Annotated in this window: 21 protein-coding genes; 15 read left to right on the top strand and 6 right to left on the bottom strand. The window is 36.1% G+C overall.

The window, feature by feature from the left end:
• Window positions 1-18: 18 nt before the first annotated feature.
• From ACXAGJ_RS16705 to ACXAGJ_RS16715, 3 genes are read left to right on the top strand one after another with little or no spacing between them, the layout of a single operon-like run.
• Window positions 19-792 carry an MBL fold metallo-hydrolase gene (locus ACXAGJ_RS16705; RefSeq protein ID WP_474841269.1) on the top strand — a complete coding sequence of 258 codons (774 nt, stop codon included), beginning with the start codon at window positions 19-21 and terminating at the stop codon, window positions 790-792.
• A gap of 18 nt (window positions 793-810) precedes the next feature.
• Window positions 811-4,002, top strand: coding sequence for a WD40/YVTN/BNR-like repeat-containing protein (locus ACXAGJ_RS16710; protein ID WP_474841270.1), 3,192 nt, complete (start codon window positions 811-813; stop codon window positions 4,000-4,002).
• 13 nt (window positions 4,003-4,015) lie between these two features.
• Window positions 4,016-5,968, top strand: a complete 1,953-nt coding sequence (locus ACXAGJ_RS16715; protein ID WP_474841271.1) for an alpha/beta hydrolase family protein — start codon at window positions 4,016-4,018, stop codon at window positions 5,966-5,968.
• A gap of 52 nt (window positions 5,969-6,020) precedes the next feature.
• Here ACXAGJ_RS16715 and ACXAGJ_RS16720 read toward each other — a convergent pair whose 3' ends face one another.
• Window positions 6,021-6,716 (bottom strand): hypothetical protein, encoded by a 696-nt coding sequence (locus tag ACXAGJ_RS16720; protein WP_474841272.1) that lies wholly within the window; start codon window positions 6,714-6,716, stop codon window positions 6,021-6,023.
• Window positions 6,717-6,976: 260 nt separating this feature from the next.
• Between ACXAGJ_RS16720 and ACXAGJ_RS16725 the strand changes: the two genes are divergently transcribed.
• Entirely contained in the window at window positions 6,977-7,660 is a 684-nt protein-coding gene (locus ACXAGJ_RS16725) for a DUF2490 domain-containing protein (RefSeq protein ID WP_474841273.1), read from the top strand.
• A complete protein-coding gene (locus ACXAGJ_RS16730; RefSeq protein ID WP_474841274.1) occupies window positions 7,660-8,229 on the top strand; it encodes a cysteine hydrolase family protein in 570 nt (189 codons plus the stop codon). The genes ACXAGJ_RS16725 and ACXAGJ_RS16730 overlap by 1 nt, the downstream gene beginning before the upstream one ends.
• Before the next feature lie 2 nt (window positions 8,230-8,231).
• Here the strand turns inward: ACXAGJ_RS16730 and ACXAGJ_RS16735 are convergent, their stop codons facing one another.
• Complete coding sequence (locus tag ACXAGJ_RS16735; protein ID WP_474841275.1) at window positions 8,232-9,338, bottom strand: helix-turn-helix transcriptional regulator; 1,107 nt, start codon at window positions 9,336-9,338, stop codon at window positions 8,232-8,234.
• Between the two features lie 148 nt (window positions 9,339-9,486).
• Between ACXAGJ_RS16735 and ACXAGJ_RS16740 the strand changes: the two genes are divergently transcribed.
• Both ACXAGJ_RS16740 and ACXAGJ_RS16745 read left to right on the top strand, forming a co-directional pair.
• Window positions 9,487-10,062 carry an SRPBCC family protein gene (locus ACXAGJ_RS16740; RefSeq protein WP_473286150.1) on the top strand — a complete coding sequence of 192 codons (576 nt, stop codon included), beginning with the start codon at window positions 9,487-9,489 and terminating at the stop codon, window positions 10,060-10,062.
• Window positions 10,059-10,598, top strand: a complete 540-nt coding sequence (locus tag ACXAGJ_RS16745; RefSeq protein WP_474841276.1) for a hypothetical protein — start codon at window positions 10,059-10,061, stop codon at window positions 10,596-10,598. The genes ACXAGJ_RS16740 and ACXAGJ_RS16745 overlap by 4 nt, the downstream gene beginning before the upstream one ends.
• Before the next feature lie 105 nt (window positions 10,599-10,703).
• On the opposite strand, the gene ACXAGJ_RS16750 is transcribed toward ACXAGJ_RS16745, so the two are convergent.
• Window positions 10,704-11,681 (bottom strand): alpha/beta hydrolase family protein, encoded by a 978-nt coding sequence (locus tag ACXAGJ_RS16750; protein ID WP_474841277.1) that lies wholly within the window; start codon window positions 11,679-11,681, stop codon window positions 10,704-10,706.
• Window positions 11,682-11,904: 223 nt separating this feature from the next.
• On the opposite strand from ACXAGJ_RS16750, the gene ACXAGJ_RS16755 reads away from it, so the two are divergent.
• The 8 genes from ACXAGJ_RS16755 (at window position 11,905) to ACXAGJ_RS16790 (ending at window position 18,287) form a co-directional block, all read left to right on the top strand.
• Complete coding sequence (locus ACXAGJ_RS16755; RefSeq protein ID WP_474841278.1) at window positions 11,905-13,119, top strand: bifunctional alpha/beta hydrolase/OsmC family protein; 1,215 nt, start codon at window positions 11,905-11,907, stop codon at window positions 13,117-13,119.
• Between the two features lie 78 nt (window positions 13,120-13,197).
• Complete coding sequence (locus ACXAGJ_RS16760; RefSeq protein WP_474841279.1) at window positions 13,198-13,767, top strand: Crp/Fnr family transcriptional regulator; 570 nt, start codon at window positions 13,198-13,200, stop codon at window positions 13,765-13,767.
• A 57-nt stretch (window positions 13,768-13,824) separates the two neighbouring features.
• A complete protein-coding gene (locus ACXAGJ_RS16765) occupies window positions 13,825-14,829 on the top strand; it encodes an NAD-dependent epimerase/dehydratase family protein (RefSeq protein WP_474841280.1) in 1,005 nt (334 codons plus the stop codon).
• A gap of 113 nt (window positions 14,830-14,942) precedes the next feature.
• On the top strand, window positions 14,943-16,001 hold the full coding sequence (locus tag ACXAGJ_RS16770; protein WP_474841281.1) for a helix-turn-helix transcriptional regulator: 1,059 nt from the start codon (window positions 14,943-14,945) through the stop codon (window positions 15,999-16,001).
• 75 nt (window positions 16,002-16,076) lie between these two features.
• Window positions 16,077-16,430 carry a hypothetical protein gene (locus tag ACXAGJ_RS16775; RefSeq protein WP_073314819.1) on the top strand — a complete coding sequence of 118 codons (354 nt, stop codon included), beginning with the start codon at window positions 16,077-16,079 and terminating at the stop codon, window positions 16,428-16,430.
• A gap of 37 nt (window positions 16,431-16,467) precedes the next feature.
• A complete protein-coding gene (locus tag ACXAGJ_RS16780) occupies window positions 16,468-16,938 on the top strand; it encodes a YHS domain-containing (seleno)protein (protein ID WP_073314821.1) in 471 nt (156 codons plus the stop codon).
• A 28-nt stretch (window positions 16,939-16,966) separates the two neighbouring features.
• Complete coding sequence (locus tag ACXAGJ_RS16785; RefSeq protein ID WP_474841282.1) at window positions 16,967-17,320, top strand: hypothetical protein; 354 nt, start codon at window positions 16,967-16,969, stop codon at window positions 17,318-17,320.
• Between the two features lie 130 nt (window positions 17,321-17,450).
• The gene (locus tag ACXAGJ_RS16790) at window positions 17,451-18,287 is read left to right on the top strand and encodes a M23 family metallopeptidase (RefSeq protein WP_474841283.1); all 837 of its coding nucleotides are present in this window, start codon (window positions 17,451-17,453) and stop codon (window positions 18,285-18,287) included.
• Window positions 18,288-18,359: 72 nt separating this feature from the next.
• Here ACXAGJ_RS16790 and ACXAGJ_RS16795 read toward each other — a convergent pair whose 3' ends face one another.
• The 3 genes from ACXAGJ_RS16795 to ACXAGJ_RS16805 all read right to left on the bottom strand — a co-directional run bounded on the left by ACXAGJ_RS16795 (window position 18,360) and on the right by ACXAGJ_RS16805 (window position 23,792).
• A complete protein-coding gene (locus tag ACXAGJ_RS16795; protein WP_474841284.1) occupies window positions 18,360-18,773 on the bottom strand; it encodes a hypothetical protein in 414 nt (137 codons plus the stop codon).
• A gap of 153 nt (window positions 18,774-18,926) precedes the next feature.
• Complete coding sequence (locus ACXAGJ_RS16800; RefSeq protein ID WP_474841285.1) at window positions 18,927-21,206, bottom strand: fibronectin type III domain-containing protein; 2,280 nt, start codon at window positions 21,204-21,206, stop codon at window positions 18,927-18,929.
• Between the two features lie 204 nt (window positions 21,207-21,410).
• The gene (locus tag ACXAGJ_RS16805; RefSeq protein ID WP_474841286.1) at window positions 21,411-23,792 is read right to left on the bottom strand and encodes an Ig-like domain-containing protein; all 2,382 of its coding nucleotides are present in this window, start codon (window positions 23,790-23,792) and stop codon (window positions 21,411-21,413) included.
• Window positions 23,793-23,887 lie beyond the last annotated feature (95 nt).

Below are 23,887 nucleotides of genomic sequence, written 5' to 3' on the forward strand. Positions count from 1 at the left end.
AACTCAATCCTGTTTGTAGTGTTTAGAACGGTTCTTATCCTGATTCCCTTTCTGATGTGTTCTTTAGGGATATCCCAAGATAAAATTACCATTACATATATTGGTAATATGGGAGTGCATCTGGCAGGAAAAGACATTTCAGTTTTGATAGACGGTTTACATACCAAATATGGCGAAGATTATCTGTACCCTAATGCTGAGCTAATCAAAAAAATTCATACCCATTATACCCCAAATGCTATTCTTTTCACACATCATCACGGTGATCATTTTAGCACTACTCTAACATCAAATTATCTGAAATCGAATTCAAAAGCTGTGGTTTTTGGAGCACAACAAATTACAGATAGTCTAAAAACATTTAAAGATCAAAGTTTTACCATAAAAACATCGGATTATATCAAGCAAACGATCAACGTTGGAGCTCTAAAAATAACAGGTATGAAAGTGGATCATGCGGGTAAACGACATCGATCAATACAAAACGTTGGATATATTGTAGAGTTTGATCACCAAAAGATATTACACTTGGGAGATACCAGTTGGCTTGAGGAAATCAAACTTTTTGACCAACTACAGTTAGTTCAAGAACGAATTGATATTGCGATACTTCCCTACTGGATGTTATTAGAGGAGGATGCATCAACCTTACTCAAAAAACACATCAATCCTAAGTATACTATAGCCACACATATTTCACCACGAATAAAAGAAAAGGAACTTTCTTCCTTAAAAGAAAAATACCCTAACATATATTTTTTAACTCATTTAGAACAACAAATTCATCTATAATTAACTCGTTTTCATCTCATGAAAAAAATTTTATTTCTAATTCTATTTTGCTCCCTTTCATATCTAAGTGCACAAGATTTTAATATCGACTTAATCAAAGATCTTACTCCAAGAAATATTGGTCCTGGAGGGATGAGCGGTCGTGTAACTACAATCGATGTAGTAAACTCAAATCCAGATATCATCTATGCCGGAACCGCGTCTGGTGGTTTATGGAAATCTACCTCTGGAGGGATCAAATGGGACCCTGTATTTGACAATGAAGCTACGGCGTCTATTGGGGCTGTGGCCGTTCAACAATCGAATCCTTCTGTAGTCTGGGTAGGTACCGGAGAAGGAAACCCAAGAAATAGTTTGAATGGTGGTTATGGAATTTACAAATCTCTTGATGGTGGAAAACACTGGAAACTGATGGGACTCGAAAAAACCCGCCATATCCATAGAGTGATTATTGATCCTACCGATCCAAATACGGTTTACGCTGCTGCTATTGGTTCTCCTTGGGGAGAACATCCTGATCGCGGTATTTTTAAAACTACCGATGGCGGAATTACCTGGAAAAAAATTCTCTTTACTAATAATAAAACGGGAGCTGCCGATTTGATAATGGACCCAAAAAACCCCAATAAACTTATTGCTGCTCTTTGGGAACATAAAAGAGATCCTTGGTTTTTTAAATCCGGAGGAAAAGGTTCTGGATTGTATATTACCCATGATGGAGGAAAAACATGGGAACAAAGAACTGATAAAGATGGATTACCAGAAGGTAATCTAGGTAGAATCGGATTAGCAATTGCTCAAAACAAACCAGATATTATCTATGCACTAATTGAGGCTAAAAAAAATGCATTGTACAAATCTGAAGATGGAGGATTTAACTGGAAAATGGTGAACAACAAAAAGGATATAGGAAACCGTCCTTTTTACTATTCTGATATATACGTTGATCCACAAAACGAAAATCGTGTTTATTCTATTTTTACCTATGTAAATGTTTCTGAAGATGGAGGTAAAAACTTCACGCAACTTATGCCAGCCTATAATGCTAACAATGGAGTGCACCCAGATCATCATGCCTGGTGGATTCATCCTCAAAATGGGAATTTTATGATTGATGGTAACGATGGAGGACTCAACATTACCAAAGATGGTGGAAAAACCTGGAGGTTTATCGGAAATCTTCCCGTAGCACAGTTCTATCATATCAATGTTGATAATGAATTTCCATATAATGTATACGGAGGAATGCAAGATAATGGTAGTTGGCGAGGGCCTGCCTATGTATGGAGAGATCAGGGGATCAGAAATTCATATTGGCAGGAAATATCTTTTGGAGACGGATTCGACGTTGTACCGGATAAAGATAATTCGCAATACGGATGGTCGATGAGCCAACAGGGTTTCGTGGTACGATACGATTGGAAAACAGGAAATAATTATATCGTAAGACCAATACATCCAGACCCAAAAGTAAAACTTCGTTTTAACTGGAACTCAGGAATTAATATCGACCCTTTCAATAATAGCACGCTTTACTTTGGTAGTCAATTTGTGCATAAAAGTACTGACAAAGGGCTTACGTGGGAAGTGATTTCTCCAGATCTTACTACCAATGATCCAGAAAAACAAAAGCAATCCGAAAGTGGAGGTCTTACCATGGATGCTACAGGTGCAGAAAACCATTGTACTATTTTGGTGGTAGAACCTTCTACTCTGGAACAAGGTATGCTTTGGGTAGGTACCGACGATGGTCGTGTACATATCACTCAAGATGGCGGAAGCAACTGGACGGATGTATCCAAAAATATCAAAGGGTTACCGCAAGGAAGCTGGATTGCTCAAATCAAAGCTTCGAACAAAAAGAAAGGCGAAGCACTTTTGATTGCCAATGATTATAGAAGGTACAATTATACTCCGTATGCATATCGCACAACAGACTATGGTAAGACATGGAGTCGCATCGTGGATCAAAACGATGTGACCAGTTATGCGCTAAGTATTGTAGAAGATCCTATTGAGCGAAATCTATTGTTTTTAGGGACCGATGATGGACTCTATATTTCCTTAAATGCAGGCGCTAAATGGACAAAATGGACTGCTGGTTTTCCTACAGTTTCTGTAAAGGATTTAGTTATACAAACCAGAGAAGATGATTTGGTGATCGGTACTTTTGGTAGAGCAGCCTGGGTACTGGACGATATCAAACCGTTACGAGCATTGGCAAAAGACAAATCCATTTTGAATAAGAAACTGCATGTTTTTAATCCTCCTATTGGATATCAAGCAGCCTACCAACAGCCTACGGGCACTCGTTTTGGAGGGGATGCGTTATACAGTGCAGAAAATAGAAAAGAAGGTGCTTTAATCTCGTATTATGTGCAAGCACAAAAAATAGAGAAGAAAAAAAGTAAGGAAGATGATGCGGATAGCGAAAACGAAGAAGCGATTGTAAAATGGGACTCTATACAATTGAAAGTATATAACAACAATGAACTCATCAGAACCCTAAAACAAAAAGCACCAGATTCTACAGGTTTTTATAAAATGGTATGGGATATGACCGAAAAAGGAGTTCAAAATCCAACCCGAAAAATTGTAAAACCTAAAGTAGAACCTGCAGGAGTTGAAGTAAAACCAGGTACATACAAAGTAGTTATGGAGTATGGAGATCAGAAGTCTGAAACTACTATCCAGGTGAAATCTGATCCAAGATTGAATGTATCGCAAAAAAATATCAATGAGGTATATACTGCGTCAAAAGAGATTCAAAAAATGAAAGGGACTATGCTTAATGCAGTACAACAACTTATAGAAAGTAAGGACGTAACGGCTGAGTTTCAAAAGAAACTTAAAAAAGAGGACAAAGAGAAGTATAAAGAACAAATTAAATTATCCAAAGACGTTTCTAAAAAAATAGATAGTGTAATGGCCTACTACATTGGTAAAGAAGATAAAAGGCAAGGTATCACTCGAAATCCAGAAGTAACAGTGACGCAGCGATTAAACACAGCTACTTTTTACGTGGGTTCAAGACAAACCGGATTGACCTCAACTGAAAACACCTTACTGAAACAAGCCAAAGATGCTTTGAAGGAGGCATTGGGAAAAACCAATACATTTTTTGATCAAGATTGGAAAACCTATAAAGAGACTATAGAAACATTAGACATTTCTCCATTTAAAGAAACCAAACAATTTAATCTCGAATAAATACATATACATCATGAAAAAAACAATTGTGCTTAGTTTGTGCGCACTTCTTTTATTCTCCTGTAAAGAGGAAAAGAAAGAGGAAGTCGCGCAGCAACCCATCAAGATCGAGCAGTATTCCATTGAACAATTCATGGATAATGAGAATGCATTTGCCAATGGGTTTTCAGCAGACAAATCCACAGTCCTTATGACCAGTAACCGATCTGGAATTTATAACATGTATACGGTACCTGCCAAAGGAGGAGAATTTAAACCTGTAACCGCCTCAGATAGTTCATCAATATTTGGAATATCTTATTTCCCAAAAGATGATCGAATTCTCTTTAGAATGGATGGAAATGGAGATGAAATCTTTAAACTCTTTGTAAAAGATGAATCTGGGATCAAAAGACTAACTCCAGAAAAAAATGTAAGAGCGTTATTTAGAGGATGGTCACAAGACGGTAAAAGTTTCTTTTATGGTAGTAATGAACGAAATCCAAAGTTCATGGATCATTATGAAATGGATATTACCAACTTTGAACCCAAAATGGTCTACAAAAATGAAGATGGGATGCAATTTGGGGGGATGTCTAATGATCGTAATTATATTGCACTAACAAAACCAATCAATACCAATGATAATGATCTGTTTTTGTTAAATACAAAGACAAACGAAAAAATCAAGGTCAATGACAACATAAGTGGTAATTCTCCTCAAGATTTCTCTCCAGATGGCAAAGCTTTTTATTACACCACTGATGATAATGCCGAGTTTAGTTACTTAATGAAGTACAATCTTGAAGATGGCACCAAAGAAAAAGTAATTGAAAAAAAGTGGGACATTAGTAACTTCTATTTTACCAGAAATGGAAAATATCAAGTTCTATTTAGCAATGAGGATGCTAAAACAGTAATGTCTGTAAAAGAAGTGGAGACTGGTAATACGGTAGAATTCCCTCAAATTGAGAACCAACAAATTAACAGTGCAAGTTTCTCCAGAGATGAATCTATGGCTTCATTGCGTGTTGGAGGATCTAACACACCAACCAATTCCTATTCGTATGATTTAAGTACAAAAGAATACCATAAGTTGACAGATGTGCTTAACAAAGATATCAATCCAGACGACCTTGTTTCTGCAGAAGTTGTACGCTATAAATCTTTTGATGGGTTAGAGATCCCCGCGATCTATTATAAACCAAAAGAGGCAACTGCAGATAATAAAGTTCCTGCATTAGTTTGGGTACATGGTGGGCCTGGTGGTCAGTCAAGACAAGGTTTCAGCTCGGTTATACAGTATTTGGTAAATCACGGTTATGCTGTTTTAGCAGTAAATAATCGTGGTAGTAGTGGATATGGTAAGTCATTCTACAAGATGGATGATCAAAATCATGGTGATAAAGATTTGAAAGACTGTATCGCTGGAAAAGACTGGTTAAAAACTCAAGATATTATTGATCCTTCCAAAATTGGAATCATTGGAGGATCTTATGGAGGATATATGACAATGGCTGCATTAACCTACGCACCTGATGAATTTGAGGTTGGAGTTAATATATTTGGAGTTACTAACTGGTTGAGAACCCTTAAAAGTATTCCACCATGGTGGGAATCATTTAAAGATGCACTCTATACAGAAATGGGAGATCCAAACACCGCTGATTCTGTTAGACTTCGAAAAATATCTCCGCTATTCCACACAGAAAAAGTAAAAAAGCCTTTGATAGTGCTTCAGGGAGCACAAGATCCTAGAGTATTAAAGGTAGAATCTGATGAGATTGTTGAAGGAGTAAGAAAAAATGGAATTCCTGTAGAATATGTTTTGTTTGAAGATGAAGGTCATGGTTTTGTTAAAAAAGAAAATCAAATTGAAGCCTACGGAAGAATTCTCAAGTTTTTAGAGACTCATCTAAAAGGAAAAGATGCAGAAATCATAAACGATGGCTCTACAAATTCAACCAAAATAGAGAAAGAATCTTAAGATTATAAATTTTAATAGTATTTGGGGCGAGCATAACTAGGTTATGCTCGTCTTAATTTTTTACATGCCTCATATTTCTTACAGCTCGGTGTCCTTTTTTTCTTCCAAAACCGTACATTCCACTAATCACTAAATCAAATGTCCAATGATCATTAGACTGTGGCCAGGGATGATCTACAGAAACTTCAATTGGGATGGTCACCACAGGATATACATTGATCCCTACTTTACGCCATGCTGAAGAGGTAGGTTGCCTTTCCAGACTAAGCGGATTTCTAATAGTAACTTTACTATCCCTCATTAACCTGGATCTAGTACCACCAGCTGCAAAACCAAAGGTCGCCTGTACAGATGGACCATTGTACTGAACTCTACAAGTCAATTGAATATTTACTTGCTCTATCCCGGAAATTGGATTTGTTTTACGGTATTTGAATATCGTTCTTGCCCTTGGTCTTACCGTTCTTAATTGACTTCTGATATTGCTAGGAATCCCTGAAGCCGTGACTCCAATTGGTCCGTTAGGCATGACTACCTTTAAGTCCCCTTTGGTAAAAGTGGTCATCGTGCTAGACAAGATATCGAATGTAAGTCCTGCTACTGCGGCACCTGCAGAAACCCCTGCTGCCGACTCGTATCGATCATCTTCATCTTCATAATGATCATAATACCCTAAATCATCTTCAAAATAATACTCATCAAAATTTTCAGGATGAGTATCATATCCATTATGCTGTATATTTTCCATAGTATTAATTTATCAACTGTTAAACATCATCTCTTACCCAAAATTATTCTTACCCAAGGTTTTAAAACAGAGGAAAACCACCTAATCAAAAAGGGTAAACACCTGTTTTTGAGATACTTTTGTTGTTCATTATAAAAGCTTAAATCATCATCCTTAGGGTTTAACAGATTTTTAACTTCTTAAGAAGTCTGATAATATTTTATATTATCTGAAATTTACGGGCTAAATTCTAGCATATCTTTACATCTAAATCGCACATAATGAAGAAAATTATTTTATCCGTTCTCTGTTGTTTTTTTATGGCTCACTGTTTTTCTCAAGAAACTGGAGAAGACGAATGGGGAGCATGGTATATGTATTTTGGTACCAATAGAGTAAGCGATAAGTTAAGTATTCATTCTGAAGCGCAATTCCGATTTTATGAAGTGGCATCGACTTTTAATCAACTTTTGCTGCGTACTGGGCTTAATTATCACATCAATGAAAACGCAATAGTCACTTTGGGGTATGGATATATCAATACGGATGGTAGTTTTGAAGATATTCCCGGAGAAGAAAACAGCAACGAGCATCGAATTTTCCAGCAATTTATTTTAAAAAATAAAGTAGGCAAATTCAAGTTTGAACACAGATACCGTTTAGAACAGCGATTTATAAGCACACAAGTAGATGATTTTACTGAACATAGAGCACGATATCGTTTACAACTTACGTATCCTATTGATGATAAGTGGTTTTTGAATGTGTATGACGAGGTGTTCATTAATCTCCAGGAGCCTATTTTTGGGCAAAACCGTTTATATGGTGCTGTTGGGTATAATGTAAAAGACAACTTAAGCATCCAGTTTGGTTATTTGAAAAACCATTTCACAGGAATTAATTTTGATCGTTTGCAGTTAGGAGTGTTTTTTAATACCGACTTTAGAAAAAAGCAAGATCAATAATGGGAAGTTTTAAAGCAAAAAAACCAGCACTTTTATTAGTAGATATTCAGAAAGGGTTTGAAGATATTCCGTATTGGGGAGGAGAACGTAATAACCCAAATGCAGAGAAAAACATGGAGACGCTTCTTTCTGTATGGAGAGATCACGAATTGCCTGTTTTTCATATCAAGCACTGTTCTACAAATCCCAACTCTCCCCTGTCCAAAAACAATCCGGGTAATGCTTTTATGGAGTTTAATACTCCCAAACCCAACGAACCCATTATCGAAAAAGAAGTTAACAGTGCTTTTATCGGTACTGACCTTAAAACACAACTAGAACAAAATAACATCAATACTATAGTCATCGTAGGGTTAACCACAGATCACTGTGTTTCTACCACGACCAGAATGGCGGGTAATTTTGGATTTGAAACTTATCTTATTGATGATGCAGTAGCTACTTTTAATAAAACAGGTGCCAACGGTGAGTTGTATAACGCTCAATTGATCCATGATACCGCCATTGCAAGCCTAAAAGATGAATTTGCAACAATTTTGTCTACCACCGAACTATTGAATAAACTTTAGGCTTAGGAGATCTGATAGGATTGATATTGAGCAGGTGTCATTCCTGTTATCTTCTTAAAAGCCCTATAAAAGCTAGTTTTACTGCTAAAGCCACACTCTTCGCCTACTGCCTGAACGGATATTTTTTCTAGTGCACCCGATGCTAAGAGCTCCTTTGCTTTATCAACTCTATAGTGATTGATTATTGTATAGAAATTAGTGTTCATTCTTTCGCTTAATACCTGCGAAATATGATGTGAAGGTATTTGTAATCCATCCGCCAAATCGGCAACTTTAAGATTAGGATCCAAATAGTTTTCTTCTTTTACCAAAAAGTTATGGATTTTTTTCTCAATCAGTACTGCCTGCTGTTGAGATACGGGAGATGTTTTATATTTCTTTCCTTCTAATACCGGTAACACCTGCTTTATGTCTACAATCCAATATCCTAAAAGAAGTACGGTAATTGCCATCAAACCTGCCAAAACAATCTCTGCAGTAATTGCTGAAGCTCCCGTAAGTAAAAAACCTGCTTGTAACAAAATCTCGGTAAAAGCCAAAATCCCCATAAGGATACTGAATCTCTTCAACAATACACTATTGGTTTTATCTCTTTTTTGTATCAACATAAAAGCGGCTACTGCATAAACTAACAACAACACTAAATGCAAACTGGCCTGAAGCCAATCTGAAAGCGCTACTACCCCATTAGGTAAAAGATCATAATAATAGGTGATGATTTCTTGTTTTTCTGCAGCACTATAGAAGTACTTGGGGACAAAAAAAATCAACATCATCAAAAAAGGCAGAAAGTGCAGGAAATTCCATCTTTTAAAACTAAAAGAAGATTCCCCGTAATACTTTATAAAAAGGAAAAAGCAAGGGCCTGCCAAAAACAATAATGGATATCCCAATCCAAACAAATGAGGCCATACTTTGATCAATTGTGTGGTAAACAAAAGGTAAGTAAACAAATGCTGTATGAGCCCAAGTAAAGTAATCGCTAAAAAAAATCGGGAATGTTTTAAGGTAACGCTTTTAAGTACCACCAATAAGATAAAACAACCGATCAAAATAACCCCTCCTAATAAAAAGGTTATGATAAAAGCAGATGACTCAATACTATTCATAGTATAAAAATAGTACACCTTAATTAAATAGAAAACCCTTGGTTGAGAGAAAGAACCAAAAATGAGTTTCAATTAATTAAGAGCACCCTATTTACTGAGTATTCAGTGATTTTCTGAACTAATTTTATGACAACAAAAAGCAAAAGTTATGATACGTAAAATTTTAAAAGTACTAGCACTTTTCTTGGTATTAGATATAGTGTTATTGTTAGGTTATGGATTTATCCAGTACCCTAAAGCAAAAGGAGAGCAACATTTTACCGCAGAACGAATAATTCATGCTCCAAAAGATAAAGTATGGAATATCATTGCAGATGTAGGTAATTATCACGAGGTAACTGCTCCCAACATTCATCATGTAGAAATTACCGAAGGACAAGGACTTGGCATGAAAAGAGTATGCAGTGCACCAGATGGTAGTAGTTGGGAAGAGACCTGTACCGTTTGGGAACCCGGTAAAGAATTTCAATTTAAGGTCCATACAGAACGAGAAGATTATCCATTTCCATTAAAATCTTTGTCAGGATTATGGAGAGTAGAAACGGTAAGCCCTTTTCAAACTCGATTAGTATTGGATTTTACTTACGAATTCAAAAACCCTTTTTTGAGCGGATATTTCTTATCCATGGGCACCAAGCAAGCAAAAGAAGACACCGAATATCTTCTTGATAACTGGCAACATCTGGCAGAAAACAACAAACAAATTTCAACAACTCAACTATGAAATCAGTACTAAAACTATTGATAATTTTGTTTTTAAGCACTGCCAGTGCCCAACAAAAGATCCCCGATTGGTTTGTTGAAAACATGAAAGCTTCTACAGGAACCTGGATTACCGACAATACATCTTACCAAAATCAAAACGAACCCTTTGATCAATATGGAATGTACTGGGACTGGGGTGTTGGCAAACACAGTATCACTGGAAAGTTATACGGATTGATTAATGGGAAAAAACAGGGGGTTTTATGGGAGTTCAGGCAATATTGGGATTATGACAAAAATCGAGGAGTCATCATTCAGTATGGAGCAGATGGCACAATCGGAAAAGGCCCTTTAACGCTAAAAAAGGATCAAATCTCAGAATTAATCCAGGAATTTGTAGCACCTAATGGAAAAAAGACAATTCATGGACATCGATCAACGCTCAAAGATGGTGAATTGATCACCACTTCTTTTGATATTGACAGTAAAGGAAACTGGCAAAAAAGACGGACCTACACCTGGAATCACATTGAAAATCAAAACAGCATGAATTAGATGATTCTTGGGCTTGACACATAAACCAGAGGTTATTATTACTTTTCATCGGGCATGGATGATTTCTATAAGCACAAGTTATTCATGCCTAAATGATAAGAAGAATTAATTATGCTGGCGCAACCAATCCATAATATATCGGGTTTGGTTATCAATGGCATGCCCCTGATCGGTAATTCGATATTCAAAATTCTCTTTTTGCTTTAGTTTAGCAATCATCTTGTGTGCATGAGAAACAGGCACTATTTTATCATTTTCACCATGAATTAACAATAGAGCATTGGGATATTTTTCTACAAAATAAATCGGAGAACTCTTGATCATTTTAGCTCGTATCTCCATAATGGATTTTTTATGACTTAGGAACTGGTACTTATACTGTTTGGTATAACGATTATACATTTCTTCAGAAAAGAAATTCGTTGGTGCCGCTATAGATATCACCGCATTAATCCCAGGATCTCGAATCCCCATCAAAAGCGCTACTGTTCCCCCTCTACTTGTACCACTAACAACAACTCTATTACTGTCTATTCCTTTAAACTCGTTCTTCGCCAACGCTAGAAGTCGTAATGCATCATCTGTAGCGCCATCAAAAGCATCTCCAAAAAAGCCATCTGAGCAATACCGGCGACCGTTTGCTACCAGAGCTTGTCCTCGGTAAGACGGCACTAAAATAAAGTAGTCCTTAAGATGCATAAACACCTTTCCCAAACCTCTCAAATCTACCGTAGGGTTAGACTGATCCAAACCGTTTGCCCAAACTAACAGAGGATATTTTTTGTTCTCGTCATAATCTTTGGGCAATACAATTGCTCCATAATGTTGTGCACCATGCACTGTATGCCGAACTACCAACAAATTTCGGTTATAAAAATATCCACTTTTATTGACCGTTTGATAGGTATCACTCTCTTCGGAAAAATTCTTCCAGGATAAAAGAATACTTTGCAATTCGGTACTATCAGCAGGAGTATATAGCACATCCAGATCTATCTCTTTATTGAGATCTATATTCTGATAAGAAATCCGGTCCTTACATTTACAATAGTCCTTACGCAAATACAAGATCAGAGCAATCAAAAGTATGCTGCCGAGTGTTAGTATTATTTTTGTTTTCAGGCTCAAAATTGTTCCATTGGGTAATTCCTTATAATTTAATAAATTATCCAGTGCAAAATCTTGAGTTTTATCAAAACTTATCCCCTACAAATCAACAAAAGCCCTCATTTCTTTAACATACTTTTAATACCAATAAAATTTATTTTACACCAAAAAATTCGACATTACCATAAAAATAACACCAATGAGTTTATCCAAAGTCTCCTTTATCAATTCTGAAGGCCAAAAACTTTCTGGTCGACTAGAGTTACCTGCCGATCAACACCCACATAATTTTGCATTGTTCGCTCACTGTTTTACCTGTAATAAAAATCTGAGTGCTGTACGAAATATTAGTCGTGGACTTACTTCGCAAGGTTTTGGGGTTTTGCGTTTTGATTTTACTGGATTAGGAGAAAGTGAGGGTGATTTTGAAGACACTAATTTCTCGGGCAATGTAGAAGACCTTGTAGCTGCCGCTAATTTTTTGAAAGAAGAGTATCAAGCTCCTACTGTATTAATTGGACACTCTTTGGGTGGAGCTGCTGCCATATTTGCGGCTTCCGAATTGGACTCGATCAAAGCAGTAGTTACCGTAGGCGCCCCTTCTAACCCTAAGCATGTTACTCACTTACTAAAAAGCAATCTCGAAGAGATAGAGGCCAATGGTAAAGCGGTAGTCAATCTTAGTGGTCGAGATTTTACGATCAAAAAACAATTTATAGATGACCTGCAAACCAAATCGCTCCCCGAAGTAGCCAAAAATTTGAATAAAGCGCTCTTGGTCATGCACTCTCCTCAGGATCTTACCGTAGAGATAAAAAATGCCGAAGAAATTTATATTGCCGCAAGACATCCTAAAAGTTTTGTATCCCTAGACGGAGCAGATCACTTATTGATGCGAAAAGAAGACTCAGTTTATGTCGGAAAAGTGATTGCGGGTTGGGCTTCTAGATACGTCGATATTCCTGAAACACCAAAAATTAATAGTCAACATCAGGTTGTGGCTAGTTTGGATGATAGTGAAGGATATACCACCCAAATGAAAGTAGGAAATCACTACATGGTTGCCGATGAACCCGAAAGTGTTGGTGGAAAAGATTTTGGTCCTTCGCCCTATGAGTTGGTTTCTGCTGGTCTATCTGCTTGTACAGCAATGACGATAAAAATGTACGTTGCAAGAAAAGGTTGGAAGCTAGAGAATGTAGAAGTACATACAAGTTATGGTAAAACTCATGCTATTGATTGCGAGAATTGCGAAGATCCAAATGCTATAATAGATACTTTCGAAAGAGAAATCAAATTAGAAGGAGAACTCGACGAGAAACAAATCAAACGTATTCTGCAAATCGCAGACAAGTGTCCTGTACATAAAACGTTACATAGCGAAACTCAGGTCATCACCAAGTTAATATCATAGTTTGGACTCAAGTCGTCCTTTTTGTTTAAGATCGATACTAAAATCTAACTAATATAAAATTTTTGTACAACAGCACATATGGATCAACTAATCTCTTTTTTTGAACAAAAAATCCAATTATTACAGAAAGAGATTGCTTTACTCGAACAACTGTTTGTCTATGTAGAGTTCCCCAAAAAATCTATCATCATCCAAGAGGGAAAAACCGAATCCTATTTGTACTTCGTGGTAGAAGGAATTCTAAAAGGATATAAAAATAAAAACGGAAAAATAATTGTAGAGCATCTCGTAGGAAATACTACTTTTTTTACGGCATTAGATAGTTTTATGAATGGCACTCCCTCAGAAGATTGTTTTGAGAGTATTACAGATTGCAAATTATACCGAATTTCTAAAACCAATTTTGATCTTCTGAAACAATCCGATACCAAATGGAATCAATTGACTGAAGCCATTATCAACGAGAGTCTTCACTGTAAAATGGAGCGTGTGCATGATTTTCAAACATTAACGGCCAAAGAGCGTTATCTTAAGTTTATCAAACAAACTCCTGAACTAGCATTACAGGTATCTGTAGAAAACATTGCCTCTTTCCTTGGCATAGAACCTCAGTCTCTGAGTAGGATCCGGAAGCAAATCACTTTCTAACAAATGTTATTTTTGATTCCTTCTTAAGTTCCGAGATTTGCTCAAACACCAAAATGTATGAGCAACGAAATTTCCTTGGTTACTGGGGCAAATGGGCACCTTGGTAACAATCTGGTTAGATTACTACTATCAAAAAATCAAAAGGTCCGCGCTACAGTAAGAAACATCAACAACCTTACTCCCTTTGAAGGACTTAAATGCGAAGTCGTACATGCCGATATTACGAACAAAGACTCTTTGAGAGCTACTCTTACCGGTGTTACAAATGTTTATGCGGTAGCAGCTAATTTTAATATGTGGGCCAAGCACCCCAAAAAAGAAATTTACGACACCAATATCCAAGGTACACAAAATGTATTCGATATTGCCAAAGAATGCGGTGTCAAAAATATCGTTTATGTCAGTTCTGTAGCTGCATTGGATTTCACCAAGCTTCCAGCCTGCCCTGAAAATGGATATAACAAAGATCGGAGAAATTGGTATTACAATTCAAAAAACGACTCCGATCAACTTGCACTTTCGTTAGGAAAGAAATATGGAATCCGAACGGTCCTTATTTTACCTTCAGCAATGATCGGAAGTGTCGCTCATAAATTAAGTTATTCTAATCATCTGGTCTTTCAGATCTTAAACAAAGAGATTCCCATTGATACCAATATCACGCTTAATTGGATAGACGTTAAAGATGCAGCTCTTGGCGCATACCAAGCGATGCAAAAAGGTAAGGATGGGGAACGATATATCTTAGCCAATGAAAAACACACTAGTTTATATGAAAGTGTAGCCATAGCCTCCAAGCAATACCCTAATCTAAAGATTAAAACTCCGATAAGAGCCCCTAGGTTTTTACTGTATATGATAGCTACGATCATGGAGTTATGGTCATATCTATCTGGAAGAGAGCCTTTATTACAACGTCATTATTTGGATATGTTTTATGGTTTGAAACAAGACTATAACATCCAAAAGTCAAGGGTCGAATTGGGGTTTTCTCCTAAATCATCAGAGCAAGCATTGGTAGAAGCTTTGGCATATTTACAAAACAACTGGAAACAACAGTGATCAAGCTTCAGAAGGAGTTTCAATCCCATACCCAAATAACGTTTGAACAACGATATCAATTTTTACAAAATATTTATCTTTGCAAGATCTCTTCAATTAGATAAAGCAACTGAATGCAAAAGGTAGAAAAATTTACTCCCGAAATTAATAAGGTATACTTTATAGAAAGGCATACTCTTATTCATATTTTATCCGGAGAAGGGAGCATTCAAGTTGATTTCAAAAATTATTTTGATTGGAAAGAGAAAGCTATTTTCCTGGAAAAAGGGCAATACATTAAATTCTTATCTAATGATTTCCTGGTAAGAAGAATTGAATTCGGTAATGAAGATAAGTTTTATAATAACGACGTACGCGTTTTGTTTAAACACCTCATCTCTTTAGGGTATATCGATTTATTAGAATGTGAGGAGTGCAATACTTTTTTATCCAAATCTGTATTAACCGATAATTCTGCTGATATCATTGACATTTCCTCCAAACAATGGTACTGGCAAAATCCTTTTAAAGCCAATAAGGAAGAATATCATGTCATTTTTGATGTAAAAGAGGTGATCGATGATGAATATTCTAATAACTTAACGAGTACCGATTTGGTAGACCTAATTAATGATCGCGGTTATAATGCGCAGTCTCTGGTTAAAAATAAAATTGGTTTATCCATCAAAAACTTAATGAGCGCCAAGAGATTACAAGAAAGTCTCAAAGAAGTGGCTTTTACGGATAAAAACATCCAAGAGATTTCTTACGAATTAGGGTTTAAAGATGATGCCTATTTTAATCGTGTATTTAAGAACTCTATGGGGCAAACTCCCAAACAATTTAGGGAAAACTTTGATTTCAAAAACAGAGATCTGTTCACACAGGATATCATCGAGCTTCTCAAAAAGTATCATACACAAGAGAGATCCTTAGGGTTCTATGCGGACAAAATGAACCTTTCTATAAAATCCTTATCCAAAAAAGTACAATCCAAAATGAACACTTCTTTTGGACAGTTGATTCGATTAGAATTGATCAATACTGCCAAGCTCATGCTAATCGAAGATCAACCTATATCAGCCATAGCAGCGCAATTAGGGTTTGAAGAGCCCAATCACTTTTCCAGATTTTTTAAACATTATTCAGGTACTACACCCACAGATTTCAAATTAAAAAAGTACAATTCTTAGTCCTTTTTTTGTAGCAACAAACCCTTGATTCTGATTCATCTTTGCAGTGTATTAATTCACTAAAAAAATAAAAAGATGAATATTAAAGAACAAGTAACAAAAATGGATGCAATAGTAAGTCAAGGAGCTATTGTAGACGCAGTAAAAGAATTCTTCGCAGACAATGCTATTACCTCGGACTATGGTGATGGTAAAACCAGCAACAAGGCAGAAATGGTTGCCAAAATGGAAGGTTTTGCAGGATCTATCGCCAATGTAAACGGCATTCAACATCATCATTCTATCGTAGACGGAAACGTATCCGCTTCAGAATTCACTTTCGATTTTGATATGAAAGACGGAAGCAAAATCTACTGGCATGAAATCATCCGTAGAATATGGAATAATGAAGGGCAAGTAATCCAGGAAGAATACTTCAACGCAGAATAACAAACAAAAAATCACAAACATTAAAAAAATAGAAAAAATGAAAACTTTAAAATTAGTATTAGTAATCGCAGCATTTTCGCTGACCACAACAATTTCGGCTCAAGATAAAATGGCCAATAATATTGACAATAGTAATATTGCACTTCAAGGATATAGTGCAGTATCATACTTAGATCTTGGACTAGCACAAAGAGGAAATAAGAATTACAAGTCAGAATACAACAAAATAGCATACTACTTTACCTCTGCAGAGCAAAAAGCAACTTTCGACAAAAATCCTGCAAAATATGTTCCTCAATACGGTGGATACTGTGCTTTTGGAGTGTATGCCGGAGCAAAGTTTAGAGTAGATCCAAATAAATTTATCGTGAAAGATGGTAAATACTACTTATACCTAAACAATGTAGAGTTGGATGCTAAACAACTGTGGTTGGCAGAGAATAATCACGGAAAATTAAAAGGTGTTGCTGATAAGAATTGGAATAAACTGAGCAAAACCCACAACTAGTATTAACCCCCATATAAAAACAATAATTATGAAATTTGTAACCAAAAGAATACATGCATTTTTAGACTACCCAGTAGCTATAGCATTGATTGTATTACCCTTCATATTGGGATTAGGAAGCTCTAACCCGATAGCATTGCAACTATCGGTAGCTATAGGAATTGCAGCCTTTGTATTGACACTATTAACGGATCATCACTTAGGAGTGTTTAGAGTATTATCGTATCGTTTTCACCTTATTGTAGATTTTGCAGTTGCTGTGTTATTCATTTTAGCACCTACTATTTTCGGATTCAAAGGAATTGATTCCTACTATTATTGGGTGAATGGTATAGCAGTACTGACCGTTGTAAGTCTGCATAAACCTGAAATAGCCGTGTAATATATACTGATGTTATTTTACTTATATACAAAAGCGATTTGAACTTACTTTCAAATCGCTTTTTTTTATGTTTCTTTTGCAATAGAAAGAGAGCTTTGTAACAAAATCAAATTTTTCTGATCTTTATAGTATGTACAGAATCATACTTTTATTTTTTATCCCCATACAATTTGTATTTGGTTTCAACACCGATAATGTGTTTTATAGTGCTCCGAAAGATTCGGTAAAAAAAGACATTAGCTTAAAAACGATCAAATTTGAAAAAGGCACTGCAGTGAGAGCCTTTAATCACACCTATGCCCCTCTTCTATTTTATATCAAACTGAGAGCAACAGATAGTCTGGTAAAAGAAATGGTGCTCCCTCCCAAAGACAGTTTAGTTGTAATACAATGGGAAGAAAAAGATCGAACAATCGCAACAAAAGAGTTTAATAAAACATATCGAGCTGGGTATTACATTGGCGATCCTACAAATACAAAGCCTAATACCAATTATTTATACCGATTGCCGTTTAAGAAAAATAAAAAATACCGGGTATCACAGGGTTTTAATGGTAAGTTTTCGCACACCAAAACCGCATCAAAATATGCAATAGATTTTCAGCTAGAAATCGGAGAATCTGTTCATGCCGCTAGAGAAGGACTAGTAGTAAAAGTTCAAAGTAAGTTCAAAGAATCCGGAGGCAAAGAGTTTTTATACAAAGCCAATAGAATTATCATCCTACATGATGATGGAACCACAGCCTCTTATGTACATCTAGATTACGATGGTGTTCTTGTAAAGGAAGGAGATCGAGTTAGTAAAGGACAGCATATTGGTTTTTCAGGACTTACAGGATATACCAGAGGTCCTCATCTTCATTTTGTAGTGAGAAAAGAAAGAGATATTGCCATCCCAATTTTCTTTGAAGGATATCCCGGCAAAGAACTAAAACAAGGAAAAAAATATAGCGTTAAAGAGCTTTGAAATAAATACCAAAAAAAAGGAAAAGTTCTTACAAACCCTCCCTTTATTGTATATATTAATGCGATCCAGAAATTATTCTGACCAATAACGAAGGGTTACAATAATATAACCGTTGGAGTCAACAAGTTCAGCGCTTAATGTAACTAATGATGATGATGCACCATCAAAATACCCATCATAAGCATCAAATCGGTACGGCCCTTCGGGTAATAACCTAAAAACATTATCATCTTCACTACGATCAGGATAAAACACCTCTCCGGTATCTTGATTGATTGCAAAATATCCTTGTAAACCATTAGATCCTACAGGTTGGTCCAAACGATCAATTAATTGAATTTTTACACTATAACTTTTGTTGTGTTTTACATCTTCAATTTTAGAAAATTCTTCCTCCAATTCCTTGTAATCATTCCATGTTTCGCATGCAATAAAAAAAGTAATACTTACCGTTACACAAAATATTGATTTCATTAAATTGTTCATGATACAGGTTTTAAGATTTAGGCTAAATTTCAGGATATTATTATACCTAATATTTATCGTAGAATTACGAAAACATCATTTAACAAATTCTCAAAAAAAGAACCGTTAATCCATCTAAAGATTAACGGTTCCTGTAAAGAAGTTTATATGCTGTTATTTCTTGATCAATCTATGATTTTCAATAATTTGATCGTTCTTATCAAATATTGAAAGTAGGTAAATCCCTGATTCTTTAATTTCTGGATTAAATAGTAATCCTTCCTTTTTCATGGTTGCAGTGATGTTAGCTTTATAAACCTCTGCGCCTGCAATATTATAAATAACTATTTCATTCGCTTTGTTCAAGATCAATGATGAACTTGATATATGAATGGAGGTAGTAAATGGATTGGGATGAATAATAGTTTGCTCCACCAAATCATTAAACAAAGGAGGGGTAACTCTTTGAACAAAAGTAGTATTGGTTCTTGACGCCGTACAAGCTTCGATAAATTGCCAGCCGCTGGAAGTTCTTTCAAAAAGATTTCCTTGATAGACTACTCTATCTCCAGCAGAATAACTTACACCACTTTGCCATTCGGAAACTCCAGCACATGGATTTGGTGGTGGAGGGTTACTTTCTGTAGTATAACTTATAATTAATCGAGGGGCTTTACTGGCTCCTCCTTCGTAAGAATCAGCTACGCGTTTTGCCGAAGTACTTGTCAAACTTCTTCCTTTTCCTCTAATGATCATGCTCAAACTATTACCAGACGACCAATCACTTTTATTGACCAGGCTTTGTACCATATTCTTTAAATCTGGAGATCGTTGAGCACTACCACTTTGATTACTCGACCATGATTGTGGTGTCCACGTTATCTTACTAGAAAAAGTTGCTCGGTTTGACACTTTGTTTGAGTTTGAAAAGGCTGGAGAATTACTGCTATTGTGTAAGGCTATTTCTAATTCTGCATCTGCACTATTACTTTCGTCTGCTGTGAACTGTAAATATGCATTGGTAATCGTTGCATTTTTAGGCACTCCTACTCCCCTAAAACGTAAACCAATTATTTGATATCCTGCATTGCTATAGCTGTCATACACTAGCTCAAGATCACTACTATTCGTGTATAAATCTCCATTTTCACGTTCTTCTACGTCATCATTCCCTGAAGAAATTGCTACATCTACAGTACCATTATCCGGGTCTGGATCTACCACTGTTCCTTTATTTATAGTCACCACACTCCCATTTGATGGGTTCCAGATATCCAAATTGCTTGGTATAGCAAATACATTATTATTAGAAACAGATCCAACTTGAGAGGCATTATCTACTTGTATGGTTCTGGTCTCTATTTTGTTTTCATCCACAAAAATCCATTTAAACTGATTGAAACGAGCCGAGTTTCTCGTCCAGTTTTTGTTATCATTATTAGATCGCAATGGAGCTCCCCAACATCCTTCTCCAACATAAACGGTTCCATTTTGATTATCTCTAACAAAACCTTCATCACTTCCCGATCCAGTTGACGGGCGTACAGGCCAGGTTGTTTTTACGGTATGTGCATCGCACTCTACCACCAACTTCACTCCCTTTTCATAAAATAATTGTGCCCAATTGTTGTATTGGTTATTTCCTTCAGATTTTGAAGATACGTGAGGACGCATTGGTTTATGATATTGCGCCATTTTCCAAATAACATTGGTATTTGCGTTCAAATCATTTCGTAACCAATTAGTTTGATTTCCGGAAATCGAAATTTCAGTATTAAGGGTATATGTTCTTACCAGGTTATTACCGAAAGTAATTGCATAATAAACACTAGAAGAAGGTACATCGAATAGATGATACACACTGTTGTTACTCCCCTCATGATTACCCCTAGTAGCTACTATTGGGAACATTCGGTTATCACTGGCAATGGTTAATTGCCAATCATCAAACCATTCTCTCCACTCAGAATTAGTATCTCGATTGGTCATATCTCCTCCAAATAAAACAGCATGTGGTTTTAGCTTTGCTACCAAACTGTTTGCATTTCGCCTAGGAGTTCTGTTGTTTCTGGAATCACCTCCCGCAATAAATGACAATCTACTGTTATCTGAAGGAGCTGTTTTGAACCAAAACCGCTCACTAGTACCTTGACTATCTCTAATCACAAAATAGTAGGCTGTATTAGGTTGTAAACCAGTTAATCGTGCGAAGTGATTATTCATTCCTTTGTACGATACAATCCTATCAGGAGATTTAGAATTTGGATAATTGTTATAATTCGTTCCAAAATCTGTTGTTCCGAAATATACGGTTGGATTACTTCCTGAAATTTGGTTCCATCCAATAACTATCGAAGTCGCTGGATTGCCTCTTAAGGTAAGTCTGTACTTATCATTTGAAGCAAATAACTGAAAACCAATAAAAATAAAGATGAGAAAGTATGTTCTTTTCATGATTTGTGTGTTTGTTTAGGTTGGTTAAAATTAATGTATGACGTTTTAAGAAATACATCGTAATCTAATAGTAACTTAGAGTTAATATTGGTAACATAAGGTTTTAAAAAGGTTAATATACAGTTTAAAATTGGTTAATAAAACCGATATAAATGAAAAAGAGAGAGGAAAAATCAACCTCTCTCTTTGTTGTATAAACCATCTTTATCTTTTAAGAATTTGTTCTGAGAGTAATGTCTTTCCATTCTGGTCAATTACCTGAACGATATAGATTCCTTTATCCAGTATTTCTGGACGAATACTTACTATTTTATTACGTATTGGGTTAAGGTTTGAATATCTCATCTTTCCTGATTTATCATAGATCTGTACCGAAACATCTCCTGTTACATTTGGAATCAGGATCTCAAACTCCTGATCGAATGGATTGGGGTAGATCTTAGCTTTTTCATTGATTTTAGGTTCTTCTAATTTAACGGCTAGTTCTTGTTCTGGCTCTGTTACTGCTCTGCGACTACCGCTAAATGAGTATACCACAATCAATTTGGCTGCCTTATGAGCTCCACTTTCATAAGCACCGGCAACTCGTTTATACTTTGTTCTGTAAGAGCTCTTACCTTTCCCTCGGATTATAAAACTCATACTGTTTCCTGGCCTCCAGCCTTGTCTATCCACAACTTGTTGTACCATACCTTTTAACTCTGGCGTGCGTTGAGCAGCTCCATACTGACCTTCAGTCCAAGGTTGTGGTTTCCAACGTATTTTGTGTGGTACCACACCTCTACCTGAAACATTATCTCGATCAGTAAATTGAGGCGAATTATCACTATCGTGCAAAGAAAATTCTAACTCTGCACTACGACGGTTACTTTCGTCTGCCGTAAATTGAATATATGCATTGCTTATGGTAGCGCCCTGAGGTATATCAACATTTTGAAATCGAATTCCCACTTTCTGAAAACTTAAAAGATTTGTAGAATCATAAACAAGCTCCAAATCACTACTATCTACATACAATTGTCCGATCACATTTTCCTCTACATCATCATACCCTTCAGAAACTGGTATCGTGATATTTTTGGCAAATTGACCAACGGTAATAGAAATTTCTTTTTCGCTACACAATTCATGATTATCAAAAGCTATCACTTTGATTTTATGGATACCACTACTTAAATTCCTTGGAGTGTTGTAAGGGTAAGTAAAATCAGTATTGACCAGATTTCCATCTACGTAAAATTCTACTTTTTCCACCTGTCCATCACTATCAGTAACGTTAGCCTTGATATCCACAGTACCAGAATTGGGTAAGTGTTGACCATCGGTAGGGTTAATCAAGGTAATATGAGGTGCTTGAAGGTTTTTATTAATAATTTTAATAACGCTTCCATTACTAGGGTTCCATATCTGTAGATTACTTGGTATTTGGAAAACATCATTGTTCGGCACCTCTCCTACTTGTAAAGCATTATCGACCATTATCGTCCTTGTTTCAATTTTTGCTTCATTCACAAAAATCCATTTAAACTGATTAAATTTTCCAGAGTCTCTTGTCCAACCCTTAATATCATCATTCTCACGTAAGGGAGCTCCCCAACCTCCTTCTCCAACGTAAACCGTTCCGTTATCATCTCGTTTAAACCCTTCTTCACTTCCTGAGCTAGTAGAAGGACGAAGTGGCCAGGTACTCTTTACGGTATGTGCATCACATTCGATAACTAGTTTCACTCCTTTATCATAGAATAATTGGGCCCAATTGGCATATTCTATCAAATTTTCCCCTTTGGAAGAGACATGTGGTCGAATAGGAAAATGGTATTGGGCAATCTTCCAAACCACACTAGAGTTAGCATTAAGATCATCTCGAAGCCAATCTTTTTGCGATCCCGAAATAGCGGTTAATGAATTTAAAGTATAAGTTCTTACAATATTACGCCCAAAAGTAATGGCATAATGAACACCAGATGAAGGAACATCAAATAAATTTACAATAGTACTATTACTATTCTCATGGTTTCCTCTTGCCGCAATTATCGGAAACATTCTACCATCATTTGCTATGGTGAATTGCCAATCATCGAACCACGTTCTCCATTGAGCATCGTTATCATTATCGGTCATATCGCCTCCAAAGAGAACTGCGTGTGGTTTAAGCTTTGCTACCAATCGATTTGCATTTTGTCTAGGTACTCTGTTGTTTCTGGAATCTCCACCGGCAATCAAGGAAAATTTACCTTCTTCCAAAGGCGCAGTTTTAAACCAAAGTCTTCTACTCACACCTTCGCTATCTTTAATCACAAAATAATAGGCGGTATCTGGTGTAAGTCTTGATAATCTTACAAAATGATTGTTCATTCCCCGATAAGAAACAATACGACTGGGTGCAGCAGAATATCGATAATCTTGATAATTACTACCTTGATCCACAGGACCGTAGTATACTACAGGATTTGTTCCCGAAATTTGGTTCCATCCGATCACTATGGTAGTTGCTGGATTATCACGTAAAGTTAATCTATATTTGTCACTGGAAGCATTGGCTTTCCATGCAAAAAGGATTATAAAAAGCAGGCATATTTTATTCATGGTTTTAAGATATTAGGTTAGAAAAACAAAGTTAAAATATTGAAAAACAGAATTTTAAAACCTATCTCAAACTTAATTCAGAATTAAATATGATA

The organism is Aquimarina sp. AWH4_224 (genome assembly GCF_056160245.1).